Below are 18,972 nucleotides of genomic sequence, written 5' to 3' on the forward strand. Positions count from 1 at the left end.
CCAACCAACCAACCAACCAACCAACCAACCAACCAACCAACCAACCAACCAACCAACCAACCAACCAACCAACCAACCAACCAACCAACCAACCATTCATTGACTGAAATTATATATAGTAAGTTATTGTGTAACCTGTTTTTAGGTTGTTGGAATTTGTAAAGTAATCACCAATGTTTCAATGGAGTAACATTATCTAAATGTAATAATCAGTTCAACCAGAGGTCGACCCAATAATAATCATTGCAAAAATATATAATGCTGTATGATATATGGTTATAGCTTTAGCGAATTTATTTGATACATGCGGATTTTTGTTCAAGTCTGTAGTTCTCACTGAGCTAACTATGTGGTACATCTAGTATAAAGTGGTCGGACATTTTATATCAAAATGCTGAACACGGACTGTATGAATGTATCTTACCCTACAATTGGGTAGATAATAATAGTTTATAGTGGTCATAGGCCATGTTATGCCCCAAGTGCTATCGTGGCCGCTGCGAGTTGTTCATCAAGGATGATGAGATGCTTTGGCGGTTTATGATCGATGACGATATTCCGCTGCTCAACAATGAGGCCGGGCGCTCGCTAGGCGTGGCTATGTGCTGAAGCACAAAGGGGGCTGCGGGGTATACTCACATCGTGGGGAGTTGTTTCGCCAGCGAATACTGTCATTGGTGGAGCTGGCCAAGCGAGTGGGGCGTTGTCCTCAGGAGATGCTGCGCGTTGTCGTCCGTGTCTGCATCGAGAAATGGATTACCCCATATCTGTCGAGTGTGTGCGTCAAGCCCCGGTCGGTGAACGATTAACATGAAGGTGGGTGTGGATTATACGAATGTTCAGCAAGACAAATAGTAGGAAGAGTAGTTCGGCATAAATAGGTAGTATGGACATCAGTGTTGTGTCCAAATAGCAGATTAATAATGAGTATTACACTTATGCATTGTGTTTGATGGCCACAGTTAATAAAAAAACCGCTCACCATAAGGGGGAGCGGTTCGGCTGGTACGATAGGCCTAATTATTTTAGGTTTTCAAATTGGCCGTTTGTCATGTCAATCTGGATATTCAGGTCTGGTACCGGATCATAGATAATCCCTTCACCGACGGTACCTAGTAGGCCATAAATTGGCGCCAGCATTTTATCGCCAAGGAGGTTGCTGAGATCCTTGCTAGGGTCCCACTCTTGGGAAAGCGTCAAAGTCTTGAGTTTGGTGACTTCGTCTGCCAATTCCTGTTTGCTAACATTATGTTTTTGGCCATATTCACGAGCCCAGTTTAAAACAAAGCGCATTTTATCATCGATTTGTTCTGAGTTCTCTTCATCACCATGGTAATGGGCTTTGAGCACCGCACCGATCAACTGGCTGAGGGTTGTCTTATACAGCTCATTCCAGGTAAGCCCTGAATCAGCTAACACATCTGCTTCAAACAGGGGTTGCCATTCCGAATCTTGACAGATAAATTTTTGGCAATTCTCACGCTTATAGACATCCAGCATGGTTTTGGCCACAGGTTTTTTTGTTAGTGAATTGTCAAGGATCTCCAGCAATGGTCCATCAATATCAACACCGAGTGCCGCGAAAATATTTTGGCTCAAACCATCGACCAAACCAACTAAATTTGCATCAGGAACTGATTCCATAACCGTTGTGTTGTCAACATCTGTGGTTATCAATTTGTTTTTAATATCGACCAATACCGAGCGATAAGGTGCGGGATAGCTCACTGAGGCACCTGTTTGAATATCATAGATCCAACTACCATCCTCATATTGACGTTTGGTAATATCATTAGCGTGGAAGTGACCAGTAAACACAATGTTCACACCTGCTTGCGCCAAGATTTTTGATATATACTCACTGGTGCTGGTATAGAGGGTTTTGCTCTTCTTACCAGTGTATGTGTTGGTAAATTCTTCTATATAGGTGGGTACATCGATACTATCATGAAATGAGGTTTTTTCACCATCGATGACATAACCAGGGATTAAAGCACTCTTGCTAGGGAAATGTTCAATAACACCAGCATGGTTCATTGCCAGCAATATCTTTCCTTGATCTTTGGCTTCCTGTGCCTGCTGTTTAATCCACTCCAGAGTGCTCAAACGCTCAGGCGTCAGCAGAGATCCGCCAGTTTTACTATAATCCGGACTATTAGCTTGCCAGTGCTGTTGCACATCTTTGATGGAGGAGGTAATGGAGTCTATTGCGAGGATTCGCACGCCCTCTGTTGGTTCGGCAACAAAGGAGAAAGAGTTAGGGTCTCGGGCAATGGCTTCATTAAAACCAAAATCTTGGTAGAAATTATCCCAGTTCTCCATAAACATAGGTTCGCCAGTGGTGTTAGTCATATGCGGCGCCATGCTGCCAGGGACAACATTCTGCTCATTTCCTTCCAGATAGACAGCTCCTTTGGCGGTCAGGGTTTGGGTCAGGGATTCTTTATAACCATAGGGGTTATTCATATCGTGGTTACCCGGCACCACATAGACTTTGATTCCTTGTTCTCTAGCACGCTGCAAGCTTGTACGTACTTTTTTATGGTTAATTCGTTCCCCATCCTTGGTCAAATCACCTGGTACTAAAATAACGTTGGTACCGTTTTTAATCATTTCTTGAATTGCATGATCAAGTAATTCTTGACTTTGCAAAAACGCCTTGCGGTCGCTACTAATAGCGGCTTGAAACATCTCGCCATTAATATCATCCCCCATACTACCATCATATAGATGTGTATCGGTAACAATCGAAATCTTTAATGTTTGAACATTTTCGCTGTCAATATATTGGTCAGTTTGACTGTGATTGTCATTACAGCCTGCTAATAAAATGGAGCTAACTACAACACTCAATGCTAGTTTTTTAAAATGCAACATAATTACTCATTGATGATTAATTTTGGTTTGGTGAGTGCGAGAATAAGACTGCAATCTTAAGTTTTTATTACACAGTGGAGTAGCGTGTTTATAACTGCCGATAAATATGAGTTACATTCAGCTCACAGTCAGCTTTGTAATTAGCGACGATGGAAAAAGTAACAATATTGGGAAGGCGGCGTATTCTGCTTGCAGATGGTCCCTCCCGTATTGCTTTCTGGCATGACCATAAAGCATCCGACACAGGCAGTTAACTCTCTGGCCCTCGAGCAGACCGACGAGTTCATAAATAAGCTGCCAGGCCGTATTACTGAGTTGGAGGATCGCTTCAACCAGCACAGCGGCAATTCTCCCGAGCCCCCTCCAGTGTCAGGACTGAAACTGCTCCGCCTGTTCGTGGTTTCTTACTATCCGCCTGTTGATTGCCCCTGCTGGGGTTGCAAGGAGTTGTCTCATGGTAAGCTTTAGCGGAGTGCATTAGGTGTTTGATACGCCCCAGCTTGCGCCGCCGCAGAGGGTTGAGCAAGGTGGGCAACACCTCGGCATCATGGACATTTTCCAACGAGACTTCCGCCGTCACGATATCGTGGGTCACCGGGTCTACTGCCAGATGCAACTTGCGCCAGACTCTCCACCATGTTTTCTGATCTTCTACTCGCCTTCACCAAACACCTTCAACCCGGTTGAGTCGATAACCAAGACGGTAATGCGGCTTGTCGATAAGCCACCGTCACCGTGCGTGCTAGCCTGCTGACATAGCTATACCCGTTGTGAACAGTGGCACATTCATCAGCTCTAACAGGGAGTCGTATAGTCCCTGAGTAGCCCGCATAGTGAGGTTGAAAATCCCCTTAACCATCAGGAAAGTGACGATGATCTGATCGGTGTAGAACTGGCTACGCCCGTAGTCCATGATTATCTTGGACTGTTCTGTCAATTCGGATATGATTTGTCGCGGCTGACCAGCCAGACTTTCGCACGAGTCAAAATGGTTACTACTCTCAAGCCACATGATCTCAACCTCAAATCCTCACCTTGGATGGATTAAACGTGCGATGTATACCCCAGGGTAGGACTAGGAGATTGGATCATGACCATCAAAGCGTTCGTCCACACAACCCAACTTGAGCTCAAAGATGTACTAGGCATCTCCCTCAAACGTAGTCATATCTACGAGATGATTGCTGCGGCCTATGGCTACAGTACTTACGCGTCATTGCAAGCTGATGCGATTCTGCTCAGTAATACGAAATGGCAGGTTGCGTTGGATGTAAGTGCAATTGAGGCTAGAGCTAATATTCTGGGTATTAGTATTCCTGAGCTTATCGCTCAGAAGTTGGCCACATCGTTAGTGCAGGCGGGTATTATAAGCCTACGCGTAAAAGAGATTTTGAGGAATCGCCTAAACGACGATTACATTACTCAGCTTTATATTAAGAGTAATCAAATTCCTCCTAATTCGACTACTGCTAGCCGCTTTAGCTCCTCAGACCATTATGCTGGGGAATTAATGAGTATGTTTAAACAGAATGAATTTAACTCGCCATTAGTACACCAGGGGTTGGTCCAGTTAAGTGCATTTGCAGACCGAAATGCTTCATCGTTCCCACAATACGAGCTTCATCAAGAGTTTTATAAACTGGCTGGTGAGTTTAATGATACAGATGTAGGCGGATTAGTTGATAATGATAGAGAACGATACTCGCTTTGGCTCCAGCACTTGAAAAAATCAGCTATGAGATTTGACATAGAGGCTATAGAGTTATTGTCAACCTATCGGCTTGATGTTTCTTTATATGCAAATGAATTAAAAGACTACACGTATCATGAAAATGTAGCAGTCAAATGCGAAGATGCTGGGTATATGCAACATGCATATTACTGGTGGATTAGAGCTGCATTACAAGGGTCTATTAACGCAATGCACAAGTTGATTAGCAACTATGAAAAGGAAGACTTATATCGTTGTTGGATATGGGTACTTCTTGCAGAGAGTATTGGGTATGATCTCCTAAATGAGGTCGATACATCCACAACTTATGATATGCATGCGGGTAGTGACAAGCATACATTCACTATCCAAGGGCAGACTTTTCCTGCACTGACATTACCAGCTCTAGAGATGGTCTTGCATCACAAGGCTCAGCGAGTCGTAGATAAGCTATGTCAAGAACATTTTGATGATGGAATCGTATTTGAAGATCACGGCTCATATGACTAAGGCGGAATTAACTAGAAAAGATATTTTTTATCTTTTGTGTTGAGTTTTTATTTGTAATCGACAGCTGTCGACAGTGTGAGAGGCGTGTTAAAACGTGAAAATAATCATTGCCTCTCACGCACTACATTTAGATCTTGCTGAGTTAGGTGTGCTAATTACTTTAATAAAAGATAATTCACTCAAAAGATGAGTGTTGACACACTATATTCTAGTAATTTCTTATTGTAAGTGCAATTTTCTTCCTTTAAGGAAAGCTAGCTCGAAGGAATTAAAAATCTGGATTATCTTCGCTGCGAAGCAGCGGAATGTTGAAATTCTTAAATTTTTTAATTGTTCTCAATAATAGTAAATGGACAGTTTTTCGATTTTTTCAAGTGGGGTAAATGAAAAAAGTTCGAAAAAAGATGAGGTTGGTTATTTTTGAAGCGTTCTTAAGGGGGGGTTAGCCTATCAGCTACCTCGCTCTAGGTGCACACCCCATGTTGGATTCGTCCTACAAGTACTATTACTGCCTGAGCCCCTAAAGCTGTCGACAGCACCTCTGCTGGCCGTTTACCACCTAAGCCCCAAGCTGGGCGATGTAACCATGACAATGCTCTGGCGGTATTGTTTCTGTGGAGGAAGAGAACAGCTTCGAGTGCCTGTACAACGCCGTATACCCTGGCACCCTGCGAGATTGATAGGGGAGCCTCAATCCTCAGCTTGCGAGCAACAGTGCTCCGGCTAATGCCTGCTAAGCGGCATATCAAACCTGAGTCTGTGTTCATCAATTCAGCTAGTCGATGAATGATGCCAGGAGCTACGCCAGCTACGATCCAGAGATGTGCACTCAGTGGATCTTGAGGGATGTTGAGAGTCGTCATAAGGGTGTGGGCTGAACTAGCCTGCGTACTGGGTTGATAAACTGAAAGTGACATATTTTACTGTTCCAGTATTGACAATGATTTGTTCTCATCATCGTACTCCATGTTCAGATTTTCTGACAGTTACCTCACTGGTTATAATTGTTGATGTTGCTGATATGGAGGGCACCCGCCCCCTCCATTAGCAAATGAACGAACTGAATCATGTTCATGGCCTATACCTAGAAATATGGCCTCATTCAGCAAATCCATTTCAAGAAAGTAAAGGCTTTATATTCAAGCTACAGCATTTCTTTAAGCCAAAAAATTTGCTCTGCATTTAGTTGGTTTTGGTCACCCAAATCTTTCATTTCTTGTACGAAAGTAGAGAGTTCATCTTTTATATTCTTCTTTATACATCTCCTAACATAGCTTTCATATAAGCTATTAACAGATGGAGGGAAATTCGTTTCCTGTTGCACCTTTATAGCTGCATTAGAATTGGTTGCACTCCTTAACTTTTCTCTTGTAGCTTGGCTGATATTGTTGTCAATATAGTAATTCATCAACGTTTCGAGGCTGTGTCCAGTGATCTTAGATAAATCTTGAATAGGCACTCCGCTTTCTAGTGCTTTTTTGGCAAAAGTATGTCTGGCATCATATAGTCGGCCTATCTTAGGAAAATTAAACTCTTTTTTAACTGCCTGCCAAGTTTTCTGATAAAGGCTCGAAGTTACATGGGGGGCCTTTGCGTCGCGACAACAAGGAAACATTAACTCACCCTCTCGATCACTCAAGCTTTTTAGAATTTTGTATTTCGCTACATAATTCCAGTATGAGTCTGACTCAATAGCAACAATGCGTGCAGCCTTGTTTTTACTAATGTGCTCAGGAATACGTATGGTTCTATCATTAATATTAAAATTGTTGCTTGTGTTTCTATATATTTCAGAGTTTCTTGCCCCGCATAGGAACATGGTTGCAACTATGATCTTGGAATCCCCACCACCTGGAGTGTCTTCATTAAAAATAAATTCCACTACTTCATTTGTGGGGTCAGTATATGTTGTGACAGGCCTCTTAGGGTTTCTTGGGAACAGAAAAATATGCCTATCAATTTTATTCTTTGGTAAATAGGTGCACGTAACACACATATTAAACAAGCTGTTTAATAAGGAATAGTATTTCCTCATTGTTTCTGATGTTATTGGCGTTTCTTTGTTCTGCCAATACTTTTTGAATATTACTGGATGATCTTCATTAAATTCAGATAGCTTTAGGTCTAACCATGGTTCAAAGGCAGATGAGATTTCCCTTATTGTTTTGTCGGTAACAGGGCTTAATGAATTTCTCTTGTTTGATTTATTTTCACGGTCGTTTTTATAATGCTCTAAAAGATATGTTCTCAATGTAAAAGACTGATATTTCCACTTTTCTGGATTAATCTTTTCAGCATCACTAACTAATCTCTTAAACTCTTCCTTAGCCTGTGTAACGCTAAAAAAACCTTTTTGGTAATGTCCACTTTTAGTGCGAGGCGTCCAATTGCCAATTTTCTGCCTCCGATTTTTATCGTAAACAATATAGAATGTCTTAACACTGTTTCCGATTCTTAGTTTTAATCTTGGTTTGTTCTTTTCATTATATTTTTCATCGTCAGAACTATAGTGCGTTAATTCAACACATTTATTTTTATCATTAATAAATGGAAGACTATCTATGTACTGGTCTTTAAAGGTAAATGAGAATTTCCCTTTAATTATGGCCGCAGGGTGACCCTGGAGCAGCGTCTTAAGATCGAACTCTTCTTTGCGTATGGATGTAGCCGGATTTTTGGGAGCCATTGGGTACCACCGAAAAATGTTCTATTGAGACATTATAGCGGCAAAATAGCGCAAAAGTAGAGTTGAGTGGCGTGAATAGCTCTTAAATAGCGCAAAACAGGCATCGATTGCGCCGCTCACAAAACAAGCAGCTCGGTTGTTTATGAATGCTTTTTGAGCTATAAAGCTATGTTTTTAAAGGAAATATTTATAATTCCTAATATTTAAAAAATCTTATAACGGCCTGTTTAGATAGATTTTTAAGCAATAAAGATCCCTTAGGAGGGGACCGCTCTATCCTGCTGAGCTACGGGAGCTGTGTGGCGGGCATTATACAAGAAGCAACTCCCTTTTAAACCCTTGATTCTTATTCCAATACAGCCAAATCCCCATTCTGGATGTTAAACGGCGAATATTTGTTCTGGCTGCTGATGATGGCGCCATCATCGAATACCTGTACCACCTCGAACAGGCCGTCGGCCGGGTTGCGCATCATGCGCGACTTGCCGTAGGGGTCGATGAAGTCGGCGTTGTGCTGGATGCGGAACTGGTCGCCGAGCTTGACACCGTTGCGCCGTCCCAGATTGATGTAGGGGCCGCGTTCGTTCTGGCCGACCACTCTTGCGGTGACCGGGGCACAGGTGAGCTGGGCTACCAGATCCTGAGCCGCCTGTTGCAACTGGTAGTTGACCTCCTGGCCATAACTTGACTGCCAGAACTGGCCGCTGCTGCTGCCCACTTGCTCCCGCTTGCCAAAGGTCCAGGTGGCGCGCCCTTCGTAGACCTTGCGGTTGACCAGACTGCCGTTGATGCCATCGAACAGGTAGAGCTGCATGCGAAAGTTGCGTACGGGATCCTCATACCAGCTGGTCAGCTGGTTGCCCTGCGGCTCGATGGAGAGATCATCGATGCTGCCGAGTACCAGATACTGACTGTCGGTGCGCAGGCTGAGGGCCTTGATCTCCTCGAGGGCGCTGCGATCTCCCTGTTGCAGATGGAGCGGATCGATGCGCAGGTTTTCATCCAGCCACTGGCGCACCGCGACCCCTTGCGACGCATTGGCGAGAGTTTCGAATAGCCGCCGCGAGAGGTTTTCCGGCATGTCGTCCATGGCGCCGTAGCTGGCTTGATCCGGATAACGCATCCGCAGCCTGACCAGTGTCAAATCCTTGGCGAAGTGCTGGGTCTGGCAGATCTGGCGCTCGGCCTGAATGTCGGCCACCAGGGTGATATACATGCGGCCGTTGCGCACCTCTTCCCGCTTGAGCCGGTACTGGCGAATGTCGCCGCCGGAGCGGATCTGGATCTGCTCGGATCGCAGGCTGCCATTTTCCAGACGCTGGACGCTGGAAACGGCCGCGCCGCTGGCCAGCAGCGCCTGACGCAGGGCGTCGCGGGTCGCCTGCTCGCGGGCATAGACCTCATCGCCCCCCAGAATGGCGGCGCTGCCCTGCGCTTCGATAAGCTCGGCGCGGGCGCTCAGGCTGGCCAGCAGCAGGGTCAACAGCAGCGGTAATTTCATAGCAGATACCTTGAGTTGGCGGGCAGCCGAGCCATTTTGAGGAAATGACGCCTGCTGGCCGACATGGATCACAACACGTTCCAATTGGCAGCGCACGTTGGCGCTGACGATGACCATTAAAAAGCAAGAATCATGCCTCATTCCCGGCTCAAGCTTTGTCCGGCGCGTCCGATAATAAGTCAGGTGCAGATACAGGAAAGGTATCCATGAACAAACTCATCACGGCGTTGGCGCTTGCCCTGGCATTGACCGGGTGCGGCTCCGACCCTATCAATCGGGATCAGGGTGACCCCCGCCAGGCGGCGCAGGGGATGGAGCTCAACTGGCTAGTGGCGCGCATGACCGATCAGCTGATGGAGCGCAAATCGCTGACCACCCTGACCGAGCCCATCGCGGTGGCCTCTTTCGTTGATCTCGACACCCTGCAGGATACTAACTGGATGGGGCAGCAGATTGAGGAGAGCTTTATCTACGAGCTCAACCGCCGCGGCGAGGTGGTGGTGGACTTCAAGCTGACCGGCAGCATCAAGGTGACGCCGCAGGGGGACTTCGTGCTGAGCCGCAACTATAAGGAGCTCTCTTCCCGTTTGCCGATCTCCCGCATTCTGGTCGGCACCTTCAGCCGCAACAGCAAGGGAATTCTGGTCAATGCCCGCGTTATCGACATGCGCACCAAGATGGTGGAGACCACGGCCCAGAGCCTGATCCCGCAAAAATATCTGTTCGGTGCCAACAATTCGTTTGGTCGGGCATCGATCAATCGCGGTTATCTGATGCGTGAGAGTCAGGCCCGGCCGGGCGGTCATCTGGTCAACCTGACCCCGTGAGGAGCGAGTCATGAAGATCCTGTTTGGTTGCCTGTTGGCACTCTTGCTCACCGGTTGCAGTTACAACCGGGTGGTGGATTACACCCAGGGTGGCAAGCCCGATGATTTTCCGGTGCTCAAGGCGGTGGGCTATGCGGTGATCGACATCCAGCCCGGCCCCTCCCAGTCGGAGAAGATGCTGCAGGCGATCAGAGCTTCCAAGATGGATGCCTATCGCGAGCTGGCCGAGCAGCTCAATGGCCAGCAGGTGCGCGGCCAGAGCAGCTACCGCGACCTGACCCAGACCTCCAACTCGCTGGATGTTTCTGTGGCGGGGGTGGTGCGCGGTGCCCGGGTGGTTGCCTCCTATCCGCGCGGCAACACCTATGCCACCGAGATGGAGCTCGATACCCGTGCCCTCTACAACATCAACCAGCTGATGGCCGGTCAGTTCTGAGTTGATGGGCTTGCCGTGAAAACCGGCATCAAAACAAAAGGCGAGCAGGGTGCTCGCCTTTTGTCGTTGTGGGCTGGTTAGCTCCCCATCAGCACCGGCGGCACTGCGGTGGGTTTCACATCCTCGCTCGGGTAGCAGCCAAGCACCTTGATATAGCGGGTGATCTTGGTCAGCTCCACCAGTGCGGCCTGCATCGCCGGGGTCTGCAGGTTGGCGGAGACATCCAGATAGAACATCTCTTCCCACGGGTTGCCCTGCACCGGACGGGATTCGAGCTTGGTCATGTTGATCTCGTGGCTGCGCAGCACCAGCAGCGCCTCGACCAGCGAACCCGGCTTCTGGGAGGTTGACATGATGAGAGTGGTCTTGGCCGGGATCTGCGGTGCCACGTCGATGGGCTTGCGCGCCACCACGATAAAGCGGCTGTAGTTCTCTTTCTGGTTGGCGAGCTGCTCGGCCAGCACATCCAGACCATACAGTTCGCCACCGGCGGCGCTGCCGATGGCGGCGGCCTCCGGGCTGGCCAGTTCTTTCACCTTCATCATGGCACTGGAGGAGGAGTCGCAGATCTCGTGACGCGCCCCTTCCAGCTTGCTCAGATAGTGGGAGCACTGCTGGAACACCTGCGGGTGGGCATAGAAGGTTTTGATGCGACTCAGCTCGGTCGGTACGGCGGTGAGGATACAGTGCTCGATGGGGTAGGTGAGCTCGCCGACGATGGAGAGGCTGGTATGCTGCATCACGTCATAGACTTCGTTGATGGAGCCCGAGCTGGTGTTCTCGATGGGCAGCACGCCGAAGGCGGCGCGGCCTGACTCCACCGCATCCAGCACTTCGCGGAAGTTCTGGCAGTTCACCTCGATCACCTGATCCTTGTAGCGCGCCAGATATTTGCGGGCGGCCAGGCTGGAGTAGGAACCGCGCGGTCCCAGATAGGCGACGCTGGTCATCGGCTCCTGCTGCTCCGGGTTGAGCAGGCTCTGCAGATAGGCCTGCTGGGAGAGCACAGAGTCTTCGATGATGGTGTGATAGATGCGAGTGATGTACTGGGCATCCAACCCCAGCACACGCCCTTTCTGGATCAGGGCGACCAGCAGCTCCTGCTCCCGCTGGTGGTCACGAATGGGGCGCGGGTTGGCTTGCTTGGCACGGGCGACCTCGATGCTGAGGGTCTTGCGTTTCGCCAGCAGGGCAAGCAGCTCCTGATCCAACCGGGTGATGTCTTGTCTGATCTCGTCGAGCGTTGCCATGATTGTTCCCTATCCAAGTAATCGATTGATATTAATGCAAAAAAAAGCCTCCGCTAGGGGAGGCTCGATTCGTCTTTGCTTTCTGTTCACACGACGACAGGCCTTCCCTCAAGCGGGCCGGATAAACGAGAAAGCAAAGAAGAATGGTGCGTGCATAGGTGTGTCCTTGAAGTAACGTCATAACCATTAAGGGATTTGCCGGTCTGATGCAAGTAAAACTTGCCCGCGGGCAGGGATGGGGGCAGGGTATCCGGTTAAGAAAATGGCGTATAAGCGATGTTCTATTGACTCTGTTTTGATGACTGACACCCAGTGGGGGAGGTAAAGACGATGGCGATTATTTTCGATCTGGGACGGGTGGTGGTGAGCTGGGATCCGGTAGGCATAGTGCGTTCTGTGCGTGGTCCGCAAGGGGCCGAACAGTTGGCCGAGCAGCTCTTTAACCACCCGGATTGGCTGGAGGTAGACAGAGGCACCATGTCGCTCCACACCATGGCCCGGGAAGCGCAAGCGCGCACAGGCCTCTCGGCGGCACAGAATCTGGCCATTTTACAGGCAGTTCCCGCCTCCCTGCTGCCAGATCCCGCTATGCTAACCCTGATAGCCGAGCTGCACGGGGCGGGGCATACCTTGTATGCCCTCTCCAACATGGGTCATGCCAGCATCGACTGGCTGGAGCAGCATCAGGATTTCTGGCGCTTCTTCAGCGGCAAGGTGGTGTCGGCGCGGGTACGGATGATGAAGCCGGAGCCGGATATCTACCGCTATCTGCTGGTGTCGTTCGATCTGAAACCGGCAGAGTGTCTCTTCATCGATGACAGTCCCGCCAACATCGCGGCCGCCAAGGCCCTCGGTATCAGGGGGATCGTCTTTACCGACGCGGCGAGTTGCCGCCAGCAACTGGGTGAGCTGGGCTGTTTGCCCGCCACCGGCAGGGGGTGATGCCCCTGTAGGAGCACTATGGAGCATGGCCGGTTTCGCAATTGGCTCAGTCACTATCCCGAGGCGACCCTGATCATCGCCTGCAAGGATGGCAGCGGTTATCAGCTCTGTGTTGAGGCAGAAGGGGAGTGCCTCTGCCTGACCGACAGCGAGGGAGGGCGCTTGACCTTCACCTCGTTGGATCAGGCGCAGGGTTTCTTGCGAGCCCATCGGGTTCACCAAGCAAGATTACGAATTTATGACGCCCAAAATGAAGATTTAGCAGCAGAATCACAGGAAATAATCATCAAGTTTTAATTTTAACCAGACTCTTTAAGGGTCTATTCAGTTTGTTTGCCGCACAATACTGCACCTGTTCATCATCCGGAGCTGTTTAATGGGTGCCAATGTAGTTGTACTGAATCAGGGATATGATCACTCTTTTCAAGCCAGGGAACAGCTGCTGATTGAGCGACTGGCAAGTTTTGACGAGCTGGTTGTCTCTTTTTCGGGACGGTTGGAATCCTGCTACAGCATCGAGCTGTGCCGCGCTGCCGGTGTGAAAATCCACGCAATTACCCTCGATAATCCGACCCGCAGTCGCAGCGAAGTGGCCCGTGCCCGTCGTTATTGCCAGCGTTATGGCATCGATCACTGGGTCATCAAGAGTGACGAGATCGTCTTTTGCGATCGCCTGCCAAATATTGAAGGGCTGATCGACCCGGTTCGCCGCATTGGTGAGTATGTGCAGACTCGTCCGGAATGGACTCATCTGCCGTTGCTGGTTCCGGCAGCGGTGGAGGAGCGTGATGATTATCTTGCCCAGTTCGGGTCTCTGCCTGCCAACACCATCTGGTTTTTTGCCGACAACGGATTGATGCGCCGCGATTATCGTTACGGTTTCAACAAGCGTCAGCTCGGTCGTTGGGGCAAGGGGAGCAACGGTTGCCTCAGCAATCGCTTCACCAATCCACGGCAGCTTGAGCAGCGTTATCTGCGAATGGTGGATCAGGCCGAGCAGATGCTGGCCGACATGGGGCTGGACGAGGCACAGGTCTTTTTCCATACCCTGTGTGACTGCTCCACCACCCTGGCCCGGGTGCGTCTACCCGAGCATCAGCGTGCGCAGGCCTTTGATATGCAATCGGATATTTTGTCCGCCCTCAAGGGGAGCAAGTTCGATCTGGTGACCCTGGATATGGCACAGAAAGAGCGGCACGATCTCGCCATCTAGCCTGCGGGCAAGCGATGCGGGTGCCAGAACGTGAGTGCTGTCATAGGCAAGGGGCGACGGGACTGTTTATACTGTCGCCCTTTCACCCGTTACCGAGCTTCGCCCTATGAAACCCTACTCCCGTCTGCTGATTGCCCTGTGCCTCTCCCCCGTACTGGCGCAGGCTGCCCCTCTTTCTCAGGTGACGCTGCCCGATGGTCGGCAGGTTCAGCTCAACGACGACTTCACCTGGGAGTATCTGGTGGTCAAACCGGCCGAGCCCGTGCAGGGCGTGGCTGCTGATGGGAAGGCTGGAGCCGTGGTGGCCGTCGCTGCTCCGGTGCTGACCGATCAGGCCAAGGCCAATCCGGACCTGCTTGCCCAGATGGCGCGTGACGGTGTGGTGGTCAAGCTGGACAAGATCGAGGGATCTGACCCGCTGGTGCTGACCTTTATGGTGAGCAATATCGGCACCCGCAATGTAGTCGGGGTGCGTGGCATGGTGACCCTGTTCAGTGCTGACGGGGTGCAGCTGAGCCGTCAGGAGGCCCGCTTCTGGGTTGCCGAGAACCGCCTGCCGGAGACCTATCTGCGCAAGGGGCAAGCCCGTCCGTCGCTGGCCCTCGAGATCCCCCGTCCTGCCGGATTGACCGGTCAGCCGCTGGTGCGGGTTGAAATTGACGAGGTGGTCTTCCGCTGATTTGGCGTTGTTCCGGCCCATGCAAACCGCTTGGGCCGGCAACTTGTTGCCGCTGACACCCCCTGCAATATCTGCTTACATCTGACATGGTTCTGCAACAGCTTGCAGCTCGGCAAGCCGGGAACCTGACCGCACAATGACTCCATACCAGCTCGCTAGCAACGGGCCCAATCACATGGAGTTATCATCATGAAAAAAGCAACAGTCTCTCTTCTGGTTCTGGCCGGGTTTGCCTCTACTTCCGTCATGGCGCAGGATGCCTTTAGCTACGCCAAGGGCGCGGCTACCTGGGCGCACACCAAATCCGACTATCTGAACAACAACCCGCTGTTCCCCCGTGATGCCAGCAATCAGGGCACTCGCGATTTTGGCGGTGTGACGCTGGATCTCTCCAAATCGTTCTCCAACAACTTCTATGGTCGTCTGCTCTCCGAGGGCACCTCTGCCCAGCACGGCAATGACAGCATGGGGATCGGCAGCCTGGGTATCGGTGTTTTCACCCCGCTTAGCACTGGCCTGAACCTCTACGGTGAAACCGGTCTGATGGGTTACACCATGGAGCGCGAGCAGGCGTATGACGTTAAGGGCTGGGATCTGGTGAGCCGCAAGAGCAGCGGCAGCATGTACGGTGAAGTGGGTCTGCGCTACGACATCGGCAATGTCGAGCTCTCCACCGCTTATCGCTACGCCAACATGACCGACGATATGCACGACTTCAAGGTGGGCGGCGCCTACAAGCTCAACCAGAACTGGGCGCTGACTGCCGATTACACCTATCGCAACTGGGATCTGCAAAAAGGTTCCATCTCCAGCCTGGGTGTGAAGTACAGCTTCTAATCCCCCTTCCCGTAGTCCGTAGTGTCTTGTTTTTTACCCATGGCGTTCGCCATGGGTTTTTTCTTTTTCCGGTGATCCCTTTTTTCTCCTTGTGTCGTATCAGTCGCAAATAGTTATACAACTTTCATTTTTTTGTATAACTGCTATAACTGAATCAATGCTTATACAAGGAGCGTTATCATGTACAAGATTAAAGTCGGTATCAGTGCCTGCTTGCTGGGACAAGAGGTACGTTTCGATGGGGGCCACAAGCGCTCCAGCTTCTGCGAACGGGATCTTGGCGCTCACTTTGACTACCACCCCGTCTGTCCCGAGATGGCCATCGGTCTGGGGGCGCCTCGCGCCGCCATCCGGTTGGTCAAGCGTCACGGCGAGATCCGCGCCGAGGCGAGCAACGGCAGCTTCGATGTCACCGAAAAGCTGATTGCCTTCAGCGAGCAGAAAGCCCGTCAGCTCGACTTTATCTCCGGCTATATCCTCTGCGCCAAATCCCCCAGCTGTGGCATGGAGAGGGTCAAGGTCTATGGCGCCAACAACGAGGGGAGCGCCAAGGAGGGGATTGGCCTCTTTGCCAAGGCGTTGATGGAGGCCAACCCCCTGCTGCCGGTAGAGGAAGATGGCCGCCTGTGCGACCCCATCCTGCGGGAGAACTTCGTGCTGCGGGTCTTTGCCTACCACGACTGGCAGCAGCTCTGCGCCCGCGGCATTACCGCCTCTGCGCTGATCCGCTTCCACTCCCGCTACAAGTATCTGGTGCTCTCCCATGCCACCACCCACTACCGCATCCTCGGCAAGCTGCTCGGCAATCTGGGCAAGTCCACCAATTTGCAGGAGGTGGCCGACAACTACATCAAGGGATTGATGACGGCGCTGACCCTGCGAGCCAACCGCCGCAGTCACACCAATGTGCTGATGCACCTGCAGGGCTACTTCAAGCGGGTGCTGACCCCGGCCCAGAAGCAGGAGCTGGCCGATACCATCGACAAGTACCGCACCGGCATATTCCCCTTGCTGGTGCCGCTCACCCTGATCCGCCACTACCTGCGCGAATACCCCAATCCCTATCTTGCCGAGCAGGTTTATCTCAATCCGCACCCCGATACACTCAAATTGCGTTACGGGCTCTGAATCCGTTCTGTTGCCCCGGCGCATGGTTTGCGCCGGGGAGCCTTACCCCTCTGTTTGATGGACGTTGTCATGTCTGATTTATCGCAAGAAGTTGCTCCTCTGGCTGATGAGGGGATCTACCCCATTCGCGAGGTCTCCCGCCTCACCGGCGTCAACGCCGTGACCCTGCGCGCCTGGCAGCGCCGCTACGGTCTGGTGCAACCGGCTCGCACCGAAAAGGGCCACCGCCTCTACAGCGAGCAGGATATCCTCCAAATCGGCGAGATCCTGAGCTGGCTGGAGCGGGGAGTGAGTATCGGGCAGGTGAAGGGGCTCTTGAGTGAACCCCATTCCGAGCCGGTGAGCGATCACTGGCAGCAGACCCTGGAGCAGTTCAGTCAGGCGCTGCTCGCCTTCAACCAGCGCAAGGCGGAGGCTGAGCTCAACGATTTGCTGGCTAGCTACCCGTTCGAGCTGGTGCGCAGCCGGATACTGCAACCGCTGGTGGAGCGGCTGCTGGGGCTGTGGCGCGAGCGGCCGGATGGCGAGCTGCTGCAACAGGTGTGGCTGGGCTGGCTCCATACCCGCTTCGCCCGCCACCTGATCGAGCAGGAGAAGGGCGTGCCGATCACGCTGGCGAGTTGGGGGCAAGTCGGCCCCCTCGATTTGGTCTGGGCCGCCTACGAGTTGATCGGTCAGGGTTATGAGGTGCAACTGCTGGGGGCGGTCGAGCCGCGCCATGCCAGCCTGCTGGAGGGGCGTGCCGTTACCCCTTGGCTGGTACTGCTGGGGACCGGGCTTGGCAAGCAGGATCTGGCCGCCGGGTGGCCCGCAGGTACGCGCCTGTTTGGCGAGCTGGGGCGCCTCTACGATAGTGAGTGGCTGCAAGCCCACGGCTGGCAGGCGAGCCTTGCCGAGCTGATGGCAGACGCACCTGCTGCGGCTGGTGCCAGCGGACGTGGGAGGAAAAAGTCATGAAACTGGTCTGGTTGCGCAATGATCTGCGCCTTGCCGACAACCCGGCTTTGCGGCATGCCTGCGCCGGTGATGAGCCGGTCGCCGCGCTCTTTATCATCTCTCCCACTCAGTGGCGGCAGCACAAGATGGCCCCCATCCGCCAGCGCTTTATGTTGGCGCAGGTGGATGAATTGGGCCGTGAGCTGGCGGCGCTCGGCATTCCGCTCCATCTGCTGCGAGTGGAGACCTTTGCCGAAGTGCCCGCTGCGTTGGCTGATTTAAGCCGCGAGCTGGGGGTGACCCAGCTCTATGCCAATCAGGCTATCGAGCTCGACGAGCAGCGCCGCGACCATGCCGTCAGCGCTGCGCTGGCAGAGCAGGGGGGGAGTTGTCACTGGCTCAACGGCTGTTGCGTATTGCCACCGGGGCGGGTGCTGACCGGCTCGGGGGAGATGTTCAAGGTTTTCACCCCTTTCAGCCGTGCCTGGCTCAAGGCACTCGACGAGGAGGGGTTTGTCATTCATCGGGCGCCAACACCGCGTGGCGAGTCGTTGCCGTGGCAGCCGCTGGCCGAGCGGGCGTGGGTTGATGAGGCGCTCGGCGAGCTGACGCCTGATCCACGCTGGCCAGTGGGGGAGGCAGAAGCTCTGCGTCGTTTGAACATTTTTCTGGAGCAGGCGGTGCTCGACTATGGGGAGACCCGTGATTTTCCTGCCATCGCGGGCACGTCCGTGCTCTCCCCCTATCTGGCGACCGGCATCATCAGTCCCCGTCAGTGTGTGGCGGCGCTCCAGCAGCGGCTTGGCTATCGGCCCCAGTCCAAGGCCCAGCCCGGCTTTGTCTGGCTCAATGAGCTGGTCTGGCGCGAGTTCTATCGCCATCTGCTGGTGCTGATCCCGACTCTTTCCATGAATCGCCCCTTCAAGCCCGAGACGGCGGCCTTGCCGTGGAGCTGGGATCCGGATGCCTTCGCCGCCTGGTGCGAGGGCCGTACCGGCTACCCCATCGTTGATGCAGCGATGCGCTGTCTCAACACCACCGGTTGGATGCACAACCGGCTGCGAATGATAGTGGCGAGCTTTCTCACCAAGGATCTCCATATCCACTGGCGGCTCGGGGAGGATTACTTCATGAGTCGGCTCATCGACGGCGATCTGGCAGCCAACAACGGCGGCTGGCAGTGGGCTGCGGGTACCGGCGCCGATGCGGCGCCCTATTTTCGGGTATTCAACCCCACCACTCAGGGGCAACGATTTGATCCACAAGGGGAGTTTATCCGTACTTGGGTAACTGAACTTGCCGATATTCCCCCCGCTTATGTGCATCAGCCCCACGACTGGCTGCGGCTCAAGGGGCGACAGGATTATCCGGCACCCATGGTGGATCACGCCGTTGCCCGGGTGAGAGCCATCGAGATGTTTCGCTCTCTGGAGAAATAG

The 18,972-nt window shown here is 52.2% G+C and carries 17 protein-coding genes, 2 pseudogenes and 1 other annotated feature; of the genes and pseudogenes, 13 read left to right on the forward strand and 6 right to left on the reverse strand.

Annotated elements, in window-relative coordinates; all coding sequences use genetic code 11:
* Together AB5Y86_RS00495 and AB5Y86_RS00500 are read left to right on the forward strand one after the other, a co-directional pair.
* Positions 1–162, forward strand: a 162-nt coding sequence (locus AB5Y86_RS00495; protein WP_368191752.1) for a PT domain-containing protein, incomplete at its 5' end; no start/stop codon positions are given.
* 306 nt (positions 163–468) lie between these two features.
* Positions 469–814: pseudogene (locus AB5Y86_RS00500) on the forward strand (IS66 family transposase); the annotation flags it as partial.
* 206 nt (positions 815–1,020) lie between these two features.
* On the opposite strand, the gene AB5Y86_RS00505 reads toward AB5Y86_RS00500, so the two are convergent.
* Together AB5Y86_RS00505 and AB5Y86_RS00510 are read right to left on the reverse strand one after the other, a co-directional pair.
* The gene (locus AB5Y86_RS00505; protein WP_100654370.1) at positions 1,021–2,877 is read right to left on the reverse strand and encodes a metallophosphoesterase; all 1,857 of its coding nucleotides are present in this window, start codon (positions 2,875–2,877) and stop codon (positions 1,021–1,023) included.
* Between the two features lie 487 nt (positions 2,878–3,364).
* Positions 3,365–3,781 (reverse strand): annotated as a pseudogene (locus tag AB5Y86_RS00510) (transposase); the annotation flags it as partial.
* Between the two features lie 186 nt (positions 3,782–3,967).
* Here AB5Y86_RS00510 and AB5Y86_RS00515 point away from each other — a divergent pair.
* Positions 3,968–5,098: a hypothetical protein gene (locus tag AB5Y86_RS00515; protein WP_100654368.1), complete on the forward strand. Its 1,131-nt coding sequence runs from the start codon at positions 3,968–3,970 to the stop codon at positions 5,096–5,098.
* 464 nt (positions 5,099–5,562) lie between these two features.
* Here AB5Y86_RS00515 and AB5Y86_RS00520 read toward each other — a convergent pair whose 3' ends face one another.
* From AB5Y86_RS00520 to AB5Y86_RS00530, 3 genes are all read right to left on the reverse strand, one after another.
* Positions 5,563–6,015, reverse strand: a complete 453-nt coding sequence (locus tag AB5Y86_RS00520; protein WP_139474000.1) for an antitoxin Xre/MbcA/ParS toxin-binding domain-containing protein — start codon at positions 6,013–6,015, stop codon at positions 5,563–5,565.
* A gap of 227 nt (positions 6,016–6,242) precedes the next feature.
* Positions 6,243–7,784, reverse strand: a complete 1,542-nt coding sequence (locus AB5Y86_RS00525) for a tyrosine-type recombinase/integrase (RefSeq protein WP_139473999.1) — start codon at positions 7,782–7,784, stop codon at positions 6,243–6,245.
* A gap of 346 nt (positions 7,785–8,130) precedes the next feature.
* Entirely contained in the window at positions 8,131–9,285 is a 1,155-nt protein-coding gene (locus AB5Y86_RS00530) for a flagellar assembly protein FlgT (RefSeq protein WP_270656314.1), read from the reverse strand.
* Between the two features lie 206 nt (positions 9,286–9,491).
* Between AB5Y86_RS00530 and AB5Y86_RS00535 the strand changes: the two genes are divergently transcribed.
* Both AB5Y86_RS00535 and AB5Y86_RS00540 read left to right on the forward strand, forming a co-directional pair.
* A complete protein-coding gene (locus tag AB5Y86_RS00535; RefSeq protein WP_368191727.1) occupies positions 9,492–10,112 on the forward strand; it encodes a FlgO family outer membrane protein in 621 nt (206 codons plus the stop codon).
* 10 nt (positions 10,113–10,122) lie between these two features.
* Positions 10,123–10,548 (forward strand): LPP20 family lipoprotein, encoded by a 426-nt coding sequence (locus tag AB5Y86_RS00540; RefSeq protein WP_005349622.1) that lies wholly within the window; start codon positions 10,123–10,125, stop codon positions 10,546–10,548.
* 77 nt (positions 10,549–10,625) lie between these two features.
* On the opposite strand, the gene pheA is transcribed toward AB5Y86_RS00540, so the two are convergent.
* Positions 10,626–11,798, reverse strand: a complete 1,173-nt coding sequence (pheA, locus tag AB5Y86_RS00545; RefSeq protein WP_005343631.1) for a prephenate dehydratase — start codon at positions 11,796–11,798, stop codon at positions 10,626–10,628.
* A 38-nt stretch (positions 11,799–11,836) separates the two neighbouring features.
* Positions 11,837–11,958: a sequence feature (Phe leader region), on the reverse strand.
* Positions 11,959–12,128: 170 nt separating this feature from the next.
* Between pheA and AB5Y86_RS00550 the strand changes: the two genes are divergently transcribed.
* The 8 genes from AB5Y86_RS00550 (at position 12,129) to phrB (ending at position 18,972) form a co-directional block, all read left to right on the forward strand.
* Positions 12,129–12,740, forward strand: a complete 612-nt coding sequence (locus AB5Y86_RS00550) for an HAD family hydrolase (protein WP_368191729.1) — start codon at positions 12,129–12,131, stop codon at positions 12,738–12,740.
* 18 nt (positions 12,741–12,758) lie between these two features.
* Complete coding sequence (locus tag AB5Y86_RS00555; RefSeq protein ID WP_005338699.1) at positions 12,759–13,037, forward strand: DUF6482 family protein; 279 nt, start codon at positions 12,759–12,761, stop codon at positions 13,035–13,037.
* A gap of 79 nt (positions 13,038–13,116) precedes the next feature.
* On the forward strand, positions 13,117–13,953 hold the full coding sequence (locus AB5Y86_RS00560; RefSeq protein ID WP_368191731.1) for a hypothetical protein: 837 nt from the start codon (positions 13,117–13,119) through the stop codon (positions 13,951–13,953).
* A 106-nt stretch (positions 13,954–14,059) separates the two neighbouring features.
* Positions 14,060–14,632 carry a DUF3157 family protein gene (locus AB5Y86_RS00565; RefSeq protein ID WP_368191733.1) on the forward strand — a complete coding sequence of 191 codons (573 nt, stop codon included), beginning with the start codon at positions 14,060–14,062 and terminating at the stop codon, positions 14,630–14,632.
* Positions 14,633–14,821: 189 nt separating this feature from the next.
* Complete coding sequence (locus AB5Y86_RS00570; RefSeq protein ID WP_005349637.1) at positions 14,822–15,469, forward strand: autotransporter; 648 nt, start codon at positions 14,822–14,824, stop codon at positions 15,467–15,469.
* Positions 15,470–15,649: 180 nt separating this feature from the next.
* Positions 15,650–16,597, forward strand: a complete 948-nt coding sequence (locus AB5Y86_RS00575) for a DUF523 and DUF1722 domain-containing protein (protein WP_040096502.1) — start codon at positions 15,650–15,652, stop codon at positions 16,595–16,597.
* Between the two features lie 69 nt (positions 16,598–16,666).
* Positions 16,667–17,554, forward strand: a complete 888-nt coding sequence (locus tag AB5Y86_RS00580; protein WP_368191735.1) for a MerR family transcriptional regulator — start codon at positions 16,667–16,669, stop codon at positions 17,552–17,554.
* Complete coding sequence (gene phrB, locus AB5Y86_RS00585; protein ID WP_368191737.1) at positions 17,551–18,972, forward strand: deoxyribodipyrimidine photo-lyase; 1,422 nt, start codon at positions 17,551–17,553, stop codon at positions 18,970–18,972. The genes AB5Y86_RS00580 and phrB overlap by 4 nt, the downstream gene beginning before the upstream one ends.

The organism is Aeromonas sp. s8 (genome assembly GCF_040907785.1).
Lineage (GTDB): Bacteria > Pseudomonadota > Gammaproteobacteria > Enterobacterales > Aeromonadaceae > Aeromonas > Aeromonas veronii.